Source organism: Phenylobacterium parvum (genome assembly GCF_003150835.1).
Lineage (GTDB): Bacteria > Pseudomonadota > Alphaproteobacteria > Caulobacterales > Caulobacteraceae > Phenylobacterium > Phenylobacterium parvum.
The window spans coordinates 107590-124568 of the sequence record NZ_CP029479.1 but is presented as its reverse complement, the minus strand read 5'-3'; the positions used below and the strand labels follow the sequence as shown (position 1 = coordinate 124568).

Annotated in this window: 18 protein-coding genes and 1 tRNA gene; 6 read left to right on the top strand and 13 right to left on the bottom strand. The window is 70.9% G+C overall.

Annotation, left to right across the window (positions count from 1 at the left end; translation table 11 throughout):
• The first annotated feature begins 25 nt into the window (after positions 1–25).
• Both trxA and HYN04_RS00620 read left to right on the top strand, forming a co-directional pair.
• Positions 26–352 (top strand): thioredoxin, encoded by a 327-nt coding sequence (gene trxA, locus HYN04_RS00625; protein WP_110448960.1) that lies wholly within the window; start codon positions 26–28, stop codon positions 350–352.
• Between the two features lie 169 nt (positions 353–521).
• Positions 522–2564 carry a TonB-dependent receptor domain-containing protein gene (locus tag HYN04_RS00620; protein ID WP_110448959.1) on the top strand — a complete coding sequence of 681 codons (2043 nt, stop codon included), beginning with the start codon at positions 522–524 and terminating at the stop codon, positions 2562–2564.
• 32 nt (positions 2565–2596) lie between these two features.
• Here HYN04_RS00620 and HYN04_RS00615 read toward each other — a convergent pair whose 3' ends face one another.
• From HYN04_RS00615 to aroA, 10 genes are all read right to left on the bottom strand, one after another.
• Positions 2597–3916 (bottom strand): bifunctional folylpolyglutamate synthase/dihydrofolate synthase, encoded by a 1320-nt coding sequence (locus HYN04_RS00615; protein ID WP_110448958.1) that lies wholly within the window; start codon positions 3914–3916, stop codon positions 2597–2599.
• Positions 3917–3935: 19 nt separating this feature from the next.
• Positions 3936–4868 (bottom strand): acetyl-CoA carboxylase, carboxyltransferase subunit beta, encoded by a 933-nt coding sequence (gene accD, locus HYN04_RS00610; RefSeq protein WP_110448957.1) that lies wholly within the window; start codon positions 4866–4868, stop codon positions 3936–3938.
• A 7-nt stretch (positions 4869–4875) separates the two neighbouring features.
• Positions 4876–5709, bottom strand: a complete 834-nt coding sequence (trpA, locus tag HYN04_RS00605) for a tryptophan synthase subunit alpha (protein WP_110448956.1) — start codon at positions 5707–5709, stop codon at positions 4876–4878.
• Entirely contained in the window at positions 5706–6926 is a 1221-nt protein-coding gene (trpB, locus tag HYN04_RS00600; RefSeq protein ID WP_110448955.1) for a tryptophan synthase subunit beta, read from the bottom strand. The genes trpA and trpB overlap by 4 nt, the downstream gene beginning before the upstream one ends.
• Before the next feature lies 1 nt (position 6927).
• The gene (locus HYN04_RS00595) at positions 6928–7584 is read right to left on the bottom strand and encodes a phosphoribosylanthranilate isomerase (RefSeq protein WP_110451229.1); all 657 of its coding nucleotides are present in this window, start codon (positions 7582–7584) and stop codon (positions 6928–6930) included.
• Positions 7585–7629: 45 nt separating this feature from the next.
• A complete protein-coding gene (gene mscL / locus HYN04_RS00590; protein WP_110448954.1) occupies positions 7630–8052 on the bottom strand; it encodes a large-conductance mechanosensitive channel protein MscL in 423 nt (140 codons plus the stop codon).
• A gap of 38 nt (positions 8053–8090) precedes the next feature.
• On the bottom strand, positions 8091–8375 hold the full coding sequence (locus tag HYN04_RS00585; RefSeq protein WP_110451228.1) for an integration host factor subunit beta: 285 nt from the start codon (positions 8373–8375) through the stop codon (positions 8091–8093).
• A gap of 190 nt (positions 8376–8565) precedes the next feature.
• Positions 8566–10275, bottom strand: coding sequence for a 30S ribosomal protein S1 (gene rpsA, locus HYN04_RS00580; RefSeq protein WP_110448953.1), 1710 nt, complete (start codon positions 10273–10275; stop codon positions 8566–8568).
• Positions 10276–10434: 159 nt separating this feature from the next.
• On the bottom strand, positions 10435–11079 hold the full coding sequence (gene cmk, locus HYN04_RS00575) for a (d)CMP kinase (RefSeq protein ID WP_110448952.1): 645 nt from the start codon (positions 11077–11079) through the stop codon (positions 10435–10437).
• The gene (aroA, locus tag HYN04_RS00570) at positions 11076–12413 is read right to left on the bottom strand and encodes a 3-phosphoshikimate 1-carboxyvinyltransferase (RefSeq protein WP_110448951.1); all 1338 of its coding nucleotides are present in this window, start codon (positions 12411–12413) and stop codon (positions 11076–11078) included. Before aroA ends, cmk begins: the two co-directional genes overlap by 4 nt.
• A gap of 128 nt (positions 12414–12541) precedes the next feature.
• On the opposite strand from aroA, the gene HYN04_RS00565 reads away from it, so the two are divergent.
• Both HYN04_RS00565 and HYN04_RS00560 read left to right on the top strand, forming a co-directional pair.
• A complete protein-coding gene (locus tag HYN04_RS00565; protein ID WP_110448950.1) occupies positions 12542–13006 on the top strand; it encodes a TIGR02300 family protein in 465 nt (154 codons plus the stop codon).
• Positions 13007–13130: 124 nt separating this feature from the next.
• Positions 13131–13206 (top strand) — tRNA-Ala (locus HYN04_RS00560).
• A gap of 71 nt (positions 13207–13277) precedes the next feature.
• On the opposite strand, the gene HYN04_RS00555 is transcribed toward HYN04_RS00560, so the two are convergent.
• Positions 13278–14912 (bottom strand): glycosyltransferase family 4 protein, encoded by a 1635-nt coding sequence (locus HYN04_RS00555; protein WP_162599495.1) that lies wholly within the window; start codon positions 14910–14912, stop codon positions 13278–13280.
• A 157-nt stretch (positions 14913–15069) separates the two neighbouring features.
• Here HYN04_RS00555 and HYN04_RS00550 point away from each other — a divergent pair, with 157 nt between their 5' ends.
• Both HYN04_RS00550 and HYN04_RS00545 read left to right on the top strand, forming a co-directional pair.
• On the top strand, positions 15070–15486 hold the full coding sequence (locus HYN04_RS00550) for an Hsp20 family protein (protein WP_110451227.1): 417 nt from the start codon (positions 15070–15072) through the stop codon (positions 15484–15486).
• A gap of 23 nt (positions 15487–15509) precedes the next feature.
• Positions 15510–15788, top strand: a complete 279-nt coding sequence (locus tag HYN04_RS00545) for a DUF1150 family protein (protein WP_110448948.1) — start codon at positions 15510–15512, stop codon at positions 15786–15788.
• 10 nt (positions 15789–15798) lie between these two features.
• Here HYN04_RS00545 and HYN04_RS00540 read toward each other — a convergent pair whose 3' ends face one another.
• Complete coding sequence (locus HYN04_RS00540) at positions 15799–16272, bottom strand: PTS sugar transporter subunit IIA (RefSeq protein WP_241962644.1); 474 nt, start codon at positions 16270–16272, stop codon at positions 15799–15801.
• A 57-nt stretch (positions 16273–16329) separates the two neighbouring features.
• Entirely contained in the window at positions 16330–16968 is a 639-nt protein-coding gene (hpf, locus tag HYN04_RS00535; protein ID WP_110448947.1) for a ribosome hibernation-promoting factor, HPF/YfiA family, read from the bottom strand.
• Between the last annotated feature and the right edge of the window lie 11 nt (positions 16969–16979).

Sequence of the window (16979 nt, the reverse complement as noted above, 5' to 3'; positions counted from 1 at the left end):
GACCCCGAGAACCGAGGAGCCCCGCATGGGTACTGTCGCCGTCACTGACGAGTCCTTCGAAGCCGACGTCCTGAAGTCGGGCAAGCCCGTGCTGGTGGACTTCTGGGCGGAATGGTGCGGCCCCTGCAAGCAGATCGCCCCGGCCCTGGAGCAGATCGCCGCCGAGCTGGGCGAGCAGGTCACCGTGGCCAAGCTGAACATCGAGGACTCGCCGAACACCCCCAGCCGCTACGGCGTACGCGGCATCCCGACCATGATGCTCTTCAAGGACGGCCAGATGACCGCCATGAAGGTCGGCGCCATGCCCAAGCAGAAGATCGTCGACTGGCTGAACGAGTCCGGCGTCGGCTAACCCGCAGGTCCCGCCGCCGGCGGGGTCCATTCCGGCGCGACGAGCGAGGTCCGGCGCATCCGACCTGATCAGGCAAGGCTGGGACGGCAAGCGCTGTCCCAGCCTCGCTCTTCGTCTTTCGGCCCGCCTCTTCCGTTTTCGCCCTGCGTCTTCCGGCCCGGAGCCTGTCTTGACCCTTCGCGGCCTGCCTTCCCCGTTCGCCGTCGCCCTTGTTCTCGCCGCTCCCGCCGCCGGGATGGCGGCGGAACCTGCTCGGGTGACGAGCTATCCCCGCGCCTACTTCGACAGCTTCGCCCCCAGCACGGCTTTTGACATGGTGGCGCGGGTTCCCGGCTTCGCCGTGGACAAGGGTGAGTCGCGCCGCGGCTTCGGCGATACCGGCGGCAACGTCCTGATCAACGGTTCAAGGCCTGGGTCCAAGGCCGGCGGGCCGCGGGAGGCGCTGTCGCGGATTCCGGCCTCAGCCGTGGTGAGGATCGATCTCATCACCAATCCGACCACCAGCGAAGCGTCGGGTCGGTCCGTCATCGTGGACCTGATCGTCAAGGAGACTGGCCTTTCCGGCTCCTGGGGCGTCTCGGCCTCGCTCAACCATCGTGGCGACGTCAGGCCCTACATGGAGGCCAGCGTCTCCGGGCCCATACTGGGCTGGCGGGGTTCGGGACGGGCGCAGTTCCGGGCCTTCCGCGACAACACGGAGGGCGTCCGGCTTCGGAGCGCGCCTGATGGCGCGCTCAGGCTGCATGAGGACGAGACGCGGCTTTCCCAGGGCGGGGAACTGACATTGGCCGGCGACATCCGTCGCGAGGCCCTTGGCGGCGAGGTCGTCATCAACGGCAGGGTTGAGGGTCAGGAAGCCCGCACCCGTTTCGACTTTCCCGGCTATCTCGGCCGGCCGCCGTCGGGATCGCCGGACCAGTTCAGGGCCCTCGCCTACGACGAGGATGTCCTGGACGCCGAACTGGGCGGCGAGTGGTCGGGTCGGCTGCCGAACGCCTGGTCCCTGAAGATCCTCAGCCTGGGGAGCTGGCGGCACGAGGAGACCGCCAGCGGAAGCCGGACGGAGACGCCGCCGGGCGCCCTGGCCTCGGAGATCGTCGCTGGCGCCGACCGCACCTTCGTCGAGTGGGTGGCGAGGGCGACCGTGACCCCGGTCGGGGGACGGCTGCGCCCGGAAGCCGGCGGAGAAGTCGCCTACAACCGGCTGGACTCCGCCCTTTCCCTTGCGAACCGGGCGGGGAGCGGGACCCTCGCCCCCATCCTCCTGCCGGCCGCCGACGTGGTTGTGGAGGAACGGCGCGCCGAAGCCTTCTACACCCTTGCCTACGACCTGAACCCGAAGCTGACCCTGGATGCGAAGGCCGCCGCGGAATGGTCGGAGATCGCCGTGAGCGGCGATGCGGAGAACCGCCAGCAGCTGGTCTTCTTCAAGCCGGCGCTGTCACTGTCCTGGAGGCCCAGCCCCGGCGTCAGCGTGGATGCAGGCCTCAAGCGGACCGTGGGCCAGCTGGACTTCGACGCCTTCGCCGCCTCGGCGGAGGTCGGCGACGACCGCACCCAGGGCGGCAACGCCGAGTTGCGGCCCCAGCTGGAAACGCGCGCGAGCCTGGATATCGACCTTCGCGGCCGGGACGGTCTGGTCCTGAACGCCGGGCTTTTCCACGAATGGCGGGGTGACGTGCTGGAGCCCGTCATCCTGCCGGGCGGAGGATTCGGGTCAGGGAACGCCGGGCGGGCCCGGGTCTGGGGCGCGGAGTTCGGCGCCTCGGTCTCCCTGTCCTCCCTTGCCTCCGGGCTGCGGCTGGACGCGCGGGGATCCTGGCGCGACGCCGCGTTCAGCGACCCCCTGACGGGACAGTCCCGCCGGGTCACGGACCTCGACCCCTGGGATTACGACGTCGAGCTGCGCCAGGACCTTCCCGCCTACAGGCTGTCGTGGAGCCTTCAGGTGGAAGGCCGCGGCGAGAACTTCGACTATTTCGTTCCGGAAGTGAGCGCCTTCTCGGTCGACCCGGAACTCCGGATGTCCATCGAAAGCAGCCACTTCCGGAACCTGAAGCTGAGGATGACCGTCTTCCACCCCATGGGCCGAGGGTTCACCAGCGAACGGACCGTCTACGCCCCCACCCGGGCCGGGTCTGTCTCGGCCCGGGAATACCGGCGCTGGGAGGAGGGGCGGCAGTTCTGGTTCACGGCGAAGGGCGTCTTCTAGCGAGGCTGGACCTGCAGCCGAACGGGCCGCCCTCAGGCGGGCCAGGTCTCGGGGCTGAGCGCCAGGACCTCGCCGGCGAAGTGCAGGCCGCCGCAGACCACCACACGGGGGGGCGGACCGGCGGCTTCCAGCGCCAGGGCGACGGCGGCGGAGACGTCGGGGGCGGTCTCGACCGGAAGCCCCTCGGCCCGCGCCGCCTCGGCCAGGGCCTCCGGCGACAGCGCCGTCGAGGACTCGAAGGTGGTCGCCACGACCCTCAGGGGCAGGTCCCGGAAGGCGGCGAAGAAACCCCTCGGGTCTTTCCGCGCGAACTGCCCCACCACCAGAACCAGGGGCCGGGGATCCCGGGCCGTCATTTCGGCGCAGGTCCGGGCCAGGGCCTCCGCGCCATGGGGGTTGTGGGCGCCGTCCAGCCAGAGATCCGAGCCCCGTGCAGCGGCCAGCCGGCCCAGGGGGCCGTCCTTCAGCCTCTGGAACCGGCCTGGCCAGGTCGCGGTCTCCGCACCGCGGCCCAGGGCCGCCTCGGTGATCCGGGGATCGTCCAGGGCCAGGAGGGCAAGGGCGGCGAGGCCGGCGTTGTCGAACTGGTGGGGTCCGGGAAGGGAGGGCGCCGGCAGGTCCAGCAGCCGGTCCTGCGCCTGCACCATCAGGCGGCCCCGCTCGCGCCAGATGTCGGCGTCGCGGCCCACCAGGGTCAGGGGCGCGCCCAGGGCCTCGGCTTCGGCCTCGATGACCGGCAGGGCCTCCTCGCGCTGGCGGGCGGAGACCACAGGGCGGCCAGCCTTGATGATCCCGGCCTTCTCCCAGGCGATGTTCGAGAGTTCCGGACCCAGCATCTCCACGTGGTCGTAGTCGACCGGAGTGATCACCGAGACGGCGGGGGCGGGGAAGATGTTGGTGGCGTCGAACCGACCCCCCAGGCCCACCTCGATGATGCAGAGATCCGCCGGGGTCTCAGCGAAGGCCGTAAAGGCCAGCACCGTTGTGATCTCGAAAAAGCTGATCGGCTGGCCGGCGTTGACCGCCTCCAGCCGGTCGGCGAGGGCGTCGAGGGCCTCGTCGGTGATCAGCCGGCCAGCGATGCGGATGCGCTCGGCGAAGCGGACCAGGTGCGGCGAGGTGAGGACGTGGACCGACAGGCCCGCCGCCTCGGCCATGGCCCTGAGGAAGGCGGTGGTGGAGCCCTTGCCGTTGGTCCCGGCCACGTGGATGACGGGGGGCAGGCGCAGGTCGGGACGCCCCAAGGCCTCAAGCAGTCTCTCGACCCGGCCGGTGGTCAGGTCGATGAGCGAGGGATGGTTGGCCCTCAGCTTCTGGATGACGGCGTCTGACGCCCGGATCGGATCGTACATGGTCCCGCCGGGAGGGGGCTCAGGCGGCGCGGGCCCGGGCGCGGCCCAGCATCAGGGTCTTCAGCACCGAGGCGAGGACGTCCGGAAGCTCGGAACGGGCGGCGACGAGGTCGACCATCCCGCGCTCGACCAGGAACTCGGCGCGCTGGAAGCCTGGCGGCAGGACCTCGCGGATGGTCTGCTCGATGACCCGGCGGCCGGAGAAGGCGATCATGGCGTTGGGCTCGGCGATGTGGATGTCGCCCAGCATGGCGTAGGAGGCCGAAACCCCGCCGGTGGTGGGATCGGTCAGCACCACGATGTAGGGCAGGCCCGCCGCCTTGACCTCGTTGAGGGCCAGGGTGGTCCGCGCCATCTGCATGAGCGAGAGGGTCCCCTCCTGCATGCGGGCGCCCCCGGAGGCAGTGAAGATGACCAGGGGGACCTTGCGGCGGACGGCCTCCTCGGCGGCCTTGATGAAGGCCTCGCCGGCGCCCATGCCCAGGGAGCCGCCCATGAAGTTGAAGTCCTGGACGATGACCACCGCCGGTTCGCCCCGGATGTTCCCGAAGGCGATGGCCATGGAATCCTGCTCGCCGGTGGCCTTGCGCGCGGCTTTCAGGCGGTCGGCGTAGGGCTTATCGTCCGGGAACTTGAGGGGATCGTCCACGACGACAGGCGAGGGAATCCGCTCGAACCGGCCGTCGTCAAAGGTGTAGCGCAGGCGCTGGGCAGCGCCGATCCGCATGTGGCTGCCCGACGGTGTGACCCAGAGGGCCGCCTCGAGGTCGGGGCGATAGAGCATCTCGCCAGTGTCGGGGCACTTGACCCAGAGGTTGTCGGGGGTCTCACGCTTGGCGACCAGGTTGCGGACGCCAGGAGCAATCTTGGCCAGCCAGCCGCCGCGCTCCCGGGGAGGCTGGCCCTGGGCTGGCTTCCCGGATTTGTCGTCCTTGTGGTCAGCCATAGCCATACTGCGCCTATGCCCCGCGACTCGGCGTCCTCGCCGAACGGACAGACTTAGCCAGAGCCGCGACTTTTGTAAGCACCCGGCCGGTCACGTCTTCGTTTGCGGCCAGGGCGTCGGCGACCTCGTCGACCAGGGCAGAGCCCACGACGACGGCGTCGGAGACGCGGGCGACCTCGGCGGCCCTCTCCTCGGTGCGGACGCCGAAGCCCACGGCGACCGGCAGTCCGGAGGCGGCGCGGACCCGCTCGACATTGGGGGCCACGGCGCCGGCGTCAGCCTCCTTCACGCCGGTCACCCCGGCGACGGAGACGTAGTAGACGAAGCCCGAAGTCCGGCGGACCACCACCGGCAGGCGGCGGTCGTCGGTGGTGGGGGTGGCCAGGCGGATCAGGGACAGGTCCTGAGCGTCGAGGGCGTCCGCCAGGGGATCGGCTTCCTCAGGCGGGATGTCCACCACGATCAGGCCGTCGACCCCCGCCTCGGCGGCGGCGCGGGCGAAAGCGGCGTAGCCGGGAGTCTCGAGGGGATTGGCGTAGCCCATCAGGATGACCGGGGTCTCCTGGTCCCTGCGGCGGAAGGCGGCCACCAGGTCGAGGGTCTTCTGGAGGGTCATGCCGTGGGCCAGGGCCCGTTGGGCGGCGCGCTGGATGGGCGGCCCCTCGGCCAGGGGATCAGAGAAGGGGAAGCCCACCTCGATGAGGTCAGCGCCCGCGGCGGGAAGGCCCTCGAGGATGGCCAGGGCGGTCTCCGGGTCGGGGTCGCCGCCCATGACGTAGGTCACGAAGCCCGCCCGGCCCTCGGCGCGCAGGCGCGCAAAGCGGGCGTCGATCCGGGCGCGGCTCAAATCGAAAGCCCCAGGGCCTGGGCGACGGTGTTGACGTCCTTGTCGCCCCGGCCGGAGAGGTTGACCACGATGATCCCCTCGGGACCCAGCTCGGCGCAGATCTCGGGCAGGCGGGCCAGGGCGTGGCTAGTCTCCAGGGCCGGGATGATCCCCTCCAGCTCGGCGCAGAGCTGGAAGGCGTCCAGGGCCTCGCGGTCGGTGCAGGTCAGGTACTCGGCCCGGCCCACGTCGTGGAGGAAGGCGTGCTCGGGCCCGATGCCGGGATAGTCCAGGCCCGCGGAGATGGAGTGGGCCTCGGTGATCTGGCCGACCGGGTCCTGGATCAGATAGGTGCGGTTACCGTGCAGGACGCCGGGGCGGCCGCCATTGATGGCGGCGGCGTGGCGCTCGGTCTCCATGCCGTCGCCCGAGGCCTCGATCCCGATCAGGCGCACGCCCTCATCGTTCAGGAAGGGGTGGAACATGCCGATGGCGTTGGAACCCCCGCCGACACAGGCGACGACGGCGTCCGGCAGGCGGCCTTCGACCTGGAGGATCTGCTCGCGGGTCTCGCGGCCGATCACCGCCTGGAACTCGCGGACCATCTCGGGATAGGGGTGCGGGCCCGCCGCCGACCCGATCAGGTAGTAGGTGTCGTGGACGTTGGTGACCCAGTCGCGCAGGGCCTCGTTCATGGCGTCCTTGAGGGTGGAGGACCCAGAGGTGACGGGCTCGACCCGGGCGCCCAGGAGGTTCATCCGGAAGACGTTGGGCTTCTGCCGCTCGACGTCCACGGCGCCCATGTAGACCACGCAGGGCAGGCCGAAGCGGGCGCAGACCGTGGCCGTCGCAACGCCATGCTGCCCAGCGCCGGTCTCGGCGATGATGCGGGTCTTGCCCATCCGCATGGCCAGCAGGATCTGGCCCATGCAGTTGTTGATCTTGTGCGCGCCGGTGTGATTCAACTCCTCGCGCTTGAGGTAGACCTTGGCGCCGCCGAACCGCCGGGTCAGGCGCTCGGCGAAGTAGAGCGGGCTGGGCCGGCCGACATAGTGCTTGAGGTAGCCGTCCAGCTCGCCGCGGAAGCCCTCGTCGGCCATGGCGGCGCGGAAGGCGGCCTCCAGCTCATGCACCAGGGGCATGAGGGTTTCAGGCACGTAGCGGCCCCCGTAGTCACCGAAGCGGCCCGAGGCGTCGGGATAGGCGGAGTAGTCGTTGAGCGGTGCGATCTGGTTCACGTCAGGCCTGTGGTCGGGCTCGGCGGACAGCGTCGAGGAAGGCCGAGATCAGAGAGGGGTCCTTTAGTCCGGGACCGCGTTCCACGCCAGAGGAAACGTCGGCCATCGGGGCCCCGGAAACCTCCAGGGCCTCGGCGATGTTCCAGGGGTCGAGGCCGCCGGCCAGGAACCAGGGACGCGGGGGGCGGAAACCCTGGGTCAGGGTCCAGTCAAAGGCGACTCCCAGGCCGCCGGTCAAGGCCGCGCCCCGGGGCGGCCGGGCGTCGAGCAGGAGGTGGTCGGCGAGCTCGGTCCAGGGCGCGGCGGCCGCCAGATCCTCCGGGCCGCCGACCGGCAGGGCGCGGATCAGGCCGGCGCCGGTGCGAGCGGCGACCTCGGCCCCCCGCGCCGGCGGCTCGGCGCCATGGAGCTGGATGAAGTCCGGGTCGAGGATGGCCGCGATCCGGTCAACCAGCTCGTCGCCGGCATCCACGGTGATGGCGCAGATCCGCACCCCCGCGGCCCGGGCGGGGACCGCGAGACGGGCCGCGGCCTCGGGCGTCACGCAGCGCGGGCTGGGCGGGAAGAAGTTGAAGCCCAGGAACCCGGCGCCCCCACGCACGGCGGCCTCGACCGCCTCGGGCGTGGACAGGCCGCAGATCTTGGCGGGAAGGCGCATGGCCGCCATTAGGGGCCAGCGCCTGCCGACTTCAAGGGGTGAGGATCAGCGACCGGACTTCAGGAGGTCGCGGATCTCGGCAAGGAGGGTTTCCTCGGCCGAAGGCGCCGGCGGCGGGGCCGACTCGGCGGCCTCGGCGGCCTGGGCGCGGCGCAGGGTGTTCACGCCCTTGACCAGCAGGAAGACCACCCAGGCGACGATCATGAACTGGATGACGGTGTTCAGGAAGGCGCCGTATTGGATGGCGACCATCTCATCGACCTTGGTGGCCGGATTGTCGGCCTTGAGCACCAGGTTCATGTGGGAGAAGTCGACCCCGCTGGTCAGGAGGCCGATCGGCGGCATGATCACGTCCTCGACCAGGGCGGTGACGATCTTGCCGAAGGCCCCGCCGATGATGACGCCGACCGCCAGATCGACCACGTTGCCGCGGGCGATGAATTCGCGGAACTCACTGAGAATGGACATGGATTCCCCCCTAGGAATGCGCTTGGGTTCCGACGATCTCAGTCGTCGGCGTTGAGCCGGACCCGGAGCTCCTTGCCGCTCTTGAAGAAGGGCACGTGCTTGGCCCGGACGGAAACGGACTCGCCGGTCCTCGGATTGCGGCCGGAGCGGGCGCCCCGGGAGCGGACGGAAAAGGCGCCGAAGCCGCGGAGCTCGACCCGGCCGCCGTCCTCGAGGGCCTGGATCATCCGGTCGAGGATCACCGAGACGACGCGCTCGATGTCCTTCTGGGTCAGGTGCGGGTTTTCTTCCGCCAGCCTGGCGATGAGTTCGGACTTGATCATGCCCCAGGCCACCCCGGCTTCCGGCCGCCAGGTCCTGCCCGGCTGGCGACCACTTCAGCGCAATTCCCTTTGGCGTCAAGCCCTTGGGCGCCGGCGACGGGCAAAGAAAACGGCGGGCCGGTGACCCGGCCCGCCGCGAAGACGGGCGGCGCGCCCAAAGGCGCGCCGCAGGAGATCCCTGGTCGGGGACCTATTCCTTCTGGGCCTTCTCGCGGAGGGCCGCACCCAGGATGTCGCCCAGGGAGGCGCCGGAGTCGGACGAGCCGAACTTCTCGATGGCTTCCTTCTCCTCGACCATCTCCAGGGCCTTGATGGACAGGGAGACCCGGCGGGCCGCCTTGTCCACGAGGGTGATCTGGGCGTCGACCCGGTCACCCACGGCGAAGCGCTCGGGGCGCTGGTCGGCGCGGTCGCGGGACAGGTCGGACTTGCGGATGAAGGCCGACATGGGGGCCTCGTCCTCGCCGAAGCGGACCTCGATCCCGCCCGAGGTGACCTCGGTGACGGTGACGGTCACGGTCTGGCCCTTGCGGAAGACGTCGCCCGAGAGCGGGTCGCCCGAGAGCTGCTTGATGCCCAGGGAGATGCGCTCCTTCTCGACGTCGACGTCCAGGACCCGCGCCTTGACCATCTCGCCCTTGTGGTAGCGCGTGATGGCCTCTTCGCCGGAGACGTTCCAGTCGAGGTCGGACAGGTGCACCATGCCGTCGATGTCGTTGTCCAGGCCGAGGAACAGGCCGAACTCGGTGGCGTTCTTGACTTCGCCCTCGACGGTGGAGCCGATCGGATGGGCCGCCACGAAGGCCTCCCACGGATTGTCCATGGCCTGCTTGAGGCCCAGGGACACCCGGCGCTTGGACGGATCGACGTCCAGCACGACCACGTCGACCTCCTGGGAGGTGGAGACGATCTTGCCGGGATGGACGTTCTTCTTGGTCCAGGACATTTCCGAGACGTGGACCAGGCCCTCGACGCCGGCTTCCAGCTCCACGAAGGCGCCGTAGTCGGTGATGTTGGTGATCCGGCCGGTGAAGCGGGCGCCCACCGGGTACTTGGCCTCGACGCCGTCCCAGGGGTCGGACTGGAGCTGCTTCATGCCCAAGGAGATGCGCTGGGTGTCGGGGTTGATCTTGACGATCTGGACCCGGACCGTGTCGCCCACGGCCAGCACCTGGCTGGGGTGGTTGACGCGCTTCCAGCTCATGTCGGTGACATGCAGCAGGCCATCGATGCCGCCCAGGTCCACGAAGGCGCCGTAGTCGGTGATGTTCTTGACCACGCCTTCGCGGATCTCGCCTTCCTGCAGCTGGCCGACGAGCTCGGTGCGCTGCTCGGCGCGGGCTTCCTCGAGGATGGCGCGGCGGGAGACGACGATGTTGCCGCGCGGGCGGTCCATCTTGAGGATGGCGAAGGGCTGTTCCTTGCCCATCAGCGGGCCGACGTCACGCACGGGGCGGATGTCGACCTGCGAACCGGGCAGGAAGGCCGAGGCGCCGCCGAGGTCGACGGTGAAGCCGCCCTTAACCCGGCCGACGATGGCGCCCATGACGGGCTCGTTGCGGGCGTGGACGCCCTCGAGGCGGGTCCAGGCCTCTTCGCGGCGGGCCTTCTCGCGGCTGATCACGGCCTCGCCGAGGGCGTTCTCGACGCGCTCGAGGAAGACCTCGACAGTGTCGCCGACGGCCAGGGGGGCCTGGCCCTCTTCCCCGGCGCCGAATTCCTTGATGGAGACGCGGCCCTCGGTCTTGAGGCCCACGTCAATGATCGCGAAGTCCTTCTCGAGGCCCACGACCTTCCCCTTGACCACCTGGCCTTCCATGAAGTCGCGTCCGCCCAGGGACTCGGTCAGGAGGGCCGCGAAGTCGTCGCGGGAAGGATTCAGGCCAGCATCATCAGCCATGGTGTTCTTTCATCAGTCGGTGTGACCCGGACGCAGGTCGCCGGTCAGGCGGTCGGTGTCCCGGAGTCGGGTTGGAGGTGAAACCGAAGGCGCGGGGTTCCGCGCCGGGGATTGCCCGCGGCCTGGGAGGGAAAGACGCGATGGGATTTGCCGCCCGGATCAGGTCCGGCCGGCGCGCGCCGCCTCGACAATGCGGCGGGCCGCATCGGCGGCGAGGTCTATAGTCATTTCGGAGGTGTCCAGCAAGACCGCGTCGGCCGCCCGGGCCAGGGGAGCGTCGGCGCGGCCGCCGTCCCGGGCATCCCGCCGGCGGATATCCTCCAGCACGTCCTCCAGCGGGACAGCCTCGCCCTGGGCGGTGAGCTGGCGCCAGCGGCGCTCGGCGCGCACCTCGGGCCGGGCGGTCACGAACAGCTTGGCCGGGGCCCAGGGAGCGATGACCGTGCCGATATCGCGGCCATCCAGGACCGCCCCGCCGGGCCGGCGGGCGAAATCCACCTGGGCGGCGTTCAGGGCCGCCCGGACCCCAGGATGCACCGCCACCCGGCTGGCCAGCTCACCGGCCTCGCGGGTGCGGAGGGCCGGGTCGTCCAGGGCCATCAGGTCGAGCGTCCCGGCGACCGCGGCGGCGGCCGCGGCGTCATCCGGATCGGCCCCGGCGCGCGCGGCGGCGACGCCCACCGCCCGGTAGAGGAGGCCCGTGTCGAGGACGGGCAGGCCGTAGGCGGCGCCCAGGCGGGCGGCGACGGATCCCTTGCCCGAGGCGGCGGGGCCGTCGACGGCGATCACGAGGCCGGCGGTCATGCCGGGCCGATATCGGCGCCCAGGCCACGCATCATGTCGACGAAGCCGGGGAAGCTGGTGGCGATCATGCCGGGCTCGTCGACGCGGACCTCGACGTCGGCCGCCAGGCCGAGGACCAGGTGCGACATGGCGATCCGGTGGTCGCCGCGTGTGATGACGGCCGCGCCGCCCACCGGCGGCCGGTTGCCGCCGGCGCCGTTGACGATAAGGCCCTCGGGCTCCTCCTCCACGGCAAGGCCGCAGGCGGCGAGGCCCGCGGCCATCAGGGCGATCCGATCGCTTTCCTTGACCCGCATCTCGCCGATGCCGCGCATGCGGGTGACGCCCTCGGCGAAGGCCGCGGCCACCGCCAGGACGGGATACTCGTCGATCATGGAAGGCGCGCGTTCCGGCGGCACGTCGACCCCCCGCAGGGCCGAGAAGCGCGCGGTCACGTCGCCCACCGGCTCGCCGCCCTCGTCGCGGACGCCGGAGAGGGTGAGGTCCGCACCCATCTCCTGCAGGGTGGTCAGGAGGCCGGTGCGCAGGGGGTTGAGCAGGACGCCCTCCACCGTCACCTCTGACCCCGGCGTGACCAGGGCGGCCACCAGGGGGAAGGCGGCGGAGGACGGATCCCCCGGCACCCGGATCCGGGTCCCCGACAGCGCCTGGCCGCCGGCCAGGATGATCCTGCGCCCCTCGGGGAGGTCCTCGACCTCCACCCGGGCGCCGAAACCCCGCAGCATGCGCTCGGTGTGGTCACGGGTCGGCTCGGGCTCGATCACCACCGTGTCGCCCCGGGCGTTGAGCCCCGCCAGCAGGACCGCAGACTTCACCTGGGCCGAGGGTTCCGGCAGGCGATAGACGATCCCCTGGAGGCTCCCTCCCCGCAGGGTCAGGGGCAGGCGGCCGCCCGAGCGGTGCAGGAAGCTGGCGCCCATCCCGGCGAGGGGCTTCATGACCCGGTTCATGGGACGGCCACGGAGGGAGGCGTCGCCCGTGAAAGTGGCGGCGAGGTCAAACCCGGCGGCAGCGCCGAGGATGAGCCGGACCCCGGTCCCGGCGTTCCCGCAGTCGATGACGTCCTCCGGCTCGACGAATCCGCCGCGGCCCGTAACCCGCCAGCGCCCGCCGCCCAGCGCCTCCACCCCCGCGCCAAAGGCGCGCATGGCCGCCGCCGAACGCAGGACGTCCTCGCCCTCCAGCAGGCCCTCGACTTCGGTGACGCCCTGGGCGAGGGCGCCGAAGATCAGGGCGCGGTGGGAGACCGACTTGTCGCCGGGGGCGCGGACGCGCCCGCGCAGGGGTCCGCTCCGCCGGGCGCTCAGGGCGGCCGTCTGGCCTGTGGAGGACATGGCTGGGACGGGCTCCGGGGCGGGGTGAAACGGGGCAGGCGCGCCTGAAGGGCTTTGCTTTTGACAGTGGCGCCGCCGCATGGCAAGGGAGCCCGCTTTCCATCCCACCCTGACCAGAGGCCCGCCCATTGGCCCTTCCTGAACTCGGCGCGAAGCAGATTTGCCCCAGCTGCCAGGCGAAGTTCTACGACCTGAACCGCCGGCCGGCGCACTGCCCCAAGTGCAGCCACGACTTTGACCCGGACGAGGCTGTCCGCACCCGGCGCGTCCGTGCGCGTGCGGCGCCTGCCGGGAGGGACATCGAGGACGAGGCCGAGGACCAGGTCCTGGAGACCGGCGCCGAGGCCGAAGAGGAGGAGGAGGACGAAGCCGTCACCCCCGAGCTCGACGCGGCGGTGGATGATCCGGTCCTGGTGGTCGATGACGAGGACGGCGAAGTCATCGCCCCTCCCGAGGACGACCTGGCCGCCTTCCAGGAGGAAGACGACCTGGACGACGAGGACAGCGACGTGCCCTTCCTGGAGGACGAGGAGGACGACTTCGACGACACCGACCTCGACGGCCTGCCCGGCGAGGGCAATCCGGACGACTGACGCGGGTCGTCCTTCCGGCCGCAGCGATTTTTCCCCAGAGCGGGCTTGATCGCTGCGATCCGCCGGACTAGGTTCCGCGCCTTCCCGGCAGGGCCCCCAGGGCCCGGGCGGGACCCGAGACCTCGGGGCTATAGCTCAGTTGGTAGAGCGCTTGAATGGCATTCAAGAGGTCAGCGGTTCGACTCCGCTTAGCTCCACCATGAAGGCCCGCCGGACACCCCGGCGGGCCTTCGCCATTTCCGGGATGCGCAGTCTCTGAAGGTCCGGGCCCTCAGGCCGGGGGCGTCAGCTCCACGAGGCCCAGCTTGGCCAGCCAGAGCACAGCCCTCAGCCGCGGACGCCCGCCGCCGCCGGCCGCCGCCATGAGGTCGGCCAGGGTCCGGGGACCGGCCAGGGCCAGGCGATGGAGTTCGCGGATCATCTCCGGGGGCAGGCGGACCGGATCGAGGACGTAGGCGGTCATGCGCAGCTGCAACAGGTCCTCCAGGGCCTGCTCCCGGCCGGGCGGGGCGCTGACCGTCCAGTCGGGTGCCAGCCGGCGGGTAGGGAAGTGACCGAACAGCCGCGCCGGATCGGGCCGCAGGGGCCAGTCAATCCGGCGACTATCGGCGCCGGCGCGGAGGCGGTCGAGCTCTCCCGCCAGGGCCTGGTAACGATCCAGGATGACCGGCCAGTCGTACTCGGCAAGGGCCCTGGCCCGCCCCGAGGCGCCCATGCGGGCGCGCAGGTCGGCGCTGTCGGCCAGCTCCGCCATTCGGCTGGCCAGGACCCCGAGGTCGGCCGCCGTCGCCATGCTGAACTGTCCGATGTAGCGGTCGTAGGTGTCCAGGTTCAGGGCATGGCGCAGGGCGAGATCAATGGCGCCCCCGTCCGGCGGGGCGGTGACCGGGACCCGGAAGCCGTCCACGCCGTCCCGCACCGTGTCGCGGTAGCCGTTCCAGTCGGAGACCAGGACCGGCAGGCCTGAGGCCATGGCCTCCACCGGGGTGATCCCGAAGGTCTCCTGGATGTTGTCGGAGATGGAGACGAAGACGTCGGCGGCGCACCAGGCCTGGCGGTAGGCCGCCGCATCGCCACCCTCGGCATGGAGGAAGCGCACGGAGGGGGCCAGGATCCTCTGGGCGTCCTGGTAGGAGGCGGCGATGGCCTCGTTGTGGAACTGCCCCGCCTCGATGCAGACGAGCCGGCGACCGGCGGCGGCCCGCTCAAGCGCCATGTAGACGGGCGCAGGGTTGGCCTTGGCGTGAAAGGACAGGCGGCCGGCGAAAAGGAAGGCGACCTCGCCGGGGTCCAGCCCCAGGGCCGTGCGGGCCGCGGCGATCTCGGCGGGTGGTCGGGCCTGGGCGGCGACGTCGACGCCCAGGGGGATGACCGGGAGCTCGATCTCGTTGAACCGGTGGGCGCCGTAGTGCTCGGCCAGCCAGGCCCGGCGCTCGGCCATAAGGCCCCGCACCAGCACGGCGGCGGCGCTGGAGGTGCAGACTAGGGCGTCCCAGGGCTGGAAGGGGGCGCCGGCCAGGTCCCCGATGCTGTCCATGGCCCCCAGGGAGGACAGGGTGTGGGTGACGCCGAACAGGCTGTAGGCGCCGGGGCCTTCGCGGTTCCGGTCGTGGGCCATGGCGGTGGGAATGGGGCCCGGATGGTAGACCACCCCGGGATACCCAGGCGGCGGGACGGTGGATCCCTGCTCGCGCCAGATCAGGCGGCCGCGGAAGTCCTCGCGGGACAGGTGGTCCATCATGGCCCGGGCGGCGCCCCGGCCGAACCCGAAGGCCTCGCCCTCCGCCCAGCGCCGGGATAGGGCCTGGAACAGGGATTTGCCGACGGCCTGCCGGCCCATCAGCTTGGCGTCCGTGGAATATCCGTCCCCCACATAGTGGACGGCGAAGTTCATGGGTCCGGTCATGCCGCCTTGGTGCGACTTAAGGCGCCATCGCGCAAGTCCGCCCGGTCTGCGGCGGCTGGATATTGAAAGCCCGGCCCCGGCGCGCCACATGTGGACGGAGGCGGGACGGGCCGAACCCGGACGGACCGCCTCAGAGTCGCTTTACGATAGGACTCCCATGACCCGGACCCTGCTTTTCGACAGCCCCTTTCTCCTCGGCTTCGAGCACACCCGCAGCCAGATCGAGCGCGCCGCCAAGGCGGCGGCGGAGGGCTATCCGCCCTACAATGTCGAGGACCTCGGGGGAGGCGCCCTCCGGATTACCCTCGCCGTGGCGGGCTTCACCCCGGAAACCCTCCAGATCACCCTCGAGGACCGCCAGCTGACCATCGCCGGCCGTCGCGACGACGGGGGCAAGGGCGACGCCTACCTGCACCGGGGCATCGCCTCGCGCAGCTTCATCCGCAGCTTCGTGCTGGCGGACGGGGTCGAGGTCGACCGGGCCCTGCTGGAACACGGGCTCCTGCACGTGGACCTGAGCCGTCCGGAACCCGAGCGCCTGGTCCGGCGCATTCCCATCCAATCGGCCGGCTGATGGCGGCCAGAGGAGACAAAGCCATGACACCCGACGCCAAGTCCCGGACCGCGCAGGTCCTGACCCCCGAGGCCTTCGCCGCCCTCGGAGCCCCCGATGTCGTCTACGTCCGGCCCGTCCTTGCGGCGGAGATCCTGGCCAGCACGCCCACCGGCCGCATCGAGGGCATCGAGCTGCAGCCCGACCAGGTGCTCTATGCGGTCCATCGCGCAGATGGCGAACGCCTCGCCGTCCTCGGGGATCGTGACGCCGCGATCGCGGCGGCCATGGCGCACGAACTGGCGCCCGTCTCGGTGCACTGAAGGGTGCGGCTCAGGCCGCGGCCGCCTCGCCCTGGGCGAGGAGGAACCTGACGGCGTCCGCGTCGGACGCGCGCCGAAGTTGGTCGCGCAGGTCTTCCCGCCGCAGCAGCCTGGAAATCCGCGCCAGGGCGCGCAGGTGCTCGACCCCGGACTCGATGGGCGAAAGCAGGGCGAAGAAGAGGTCCACAGGCTGGCCGTCAATGGCCCCGAAGGGGATCGGCTGCTCCAGCCGGACCACGACCACCCGGCTGCCCTCCAGCCCCGTCACCCGGGCGTGCGGCGCAGCGACGCCCCGGCCGAGTCCGGTTGAACCCGCCTGCTCGCGCTCCAGGAGTCCGGCCAGGACCACGGCCGGGTCCAGGCCGAAGTTCTGGGCGGCCTTGTCGGCGATGAGGTTCATCACCTGACGGGCGGTGCGGGCGCCAAATCCGACGGCCACGGCGCTGGGCCCGATCAGGTCGGCGATGGAAAGACGGTCCTGCAAAACCCATGCTCACTGACGGTGCGGCCGGCGCCCCGCCGGAAAGGCGAGGGACGACTTTCAGCCCGTCGCGCCGCCCGTCCCTCCCGTAAGGGAGGCCGAGGTACGCTCGGGATCGATCCAGCCGATGTTTCCGTCCGGCCGGCGATACACGACGGACAATCCGCCATGTGCGGCGTTCCTGAACACGATTGTCTGTGAGTCCGTCAAGTCCAGTTCCAGGACCGCCTGGGAAACCGTCAGGCTCCGGACCGGGGTCTCGGTCTCGGCGATGACCAGGGCGCTGGGCGGTCCAGCTGCGTCCTGGGCCTCCAAAGGCGCGTCCCAGGCCTCATCCGAGGCCTCGTCAGGGGACTTCAGGACGAAATAGGCCGCCGTTTCCGCCTTGCGGGCGGCGGCGGCCTGAGCATGGCTCTTGAGCCTGTGCTTGTAGCGACGGACCCGGCTCTCGATCTTGTGAAGGGCCGCGCTGAAGGCCGTATGGGCGTCGGCGGCGAGGGCGTGGCTCGCGAGGGGCTGTCCCGTGGCCAGGAGGAGGGAGCAGTCCACCCGGAAGGCGTGGCCCTCGCGGCTGACGACGACGTCCGCCGAGCCGCCGCGCTCGAAGACCCTGCCGATGGACTGGTTGATTTCGTCGATGACCCGCTCTCGCAGGGCCGACCCGACGTCGACATGCTTGCCGGTGACCTGGACTTTCATGCCGCCAGCAC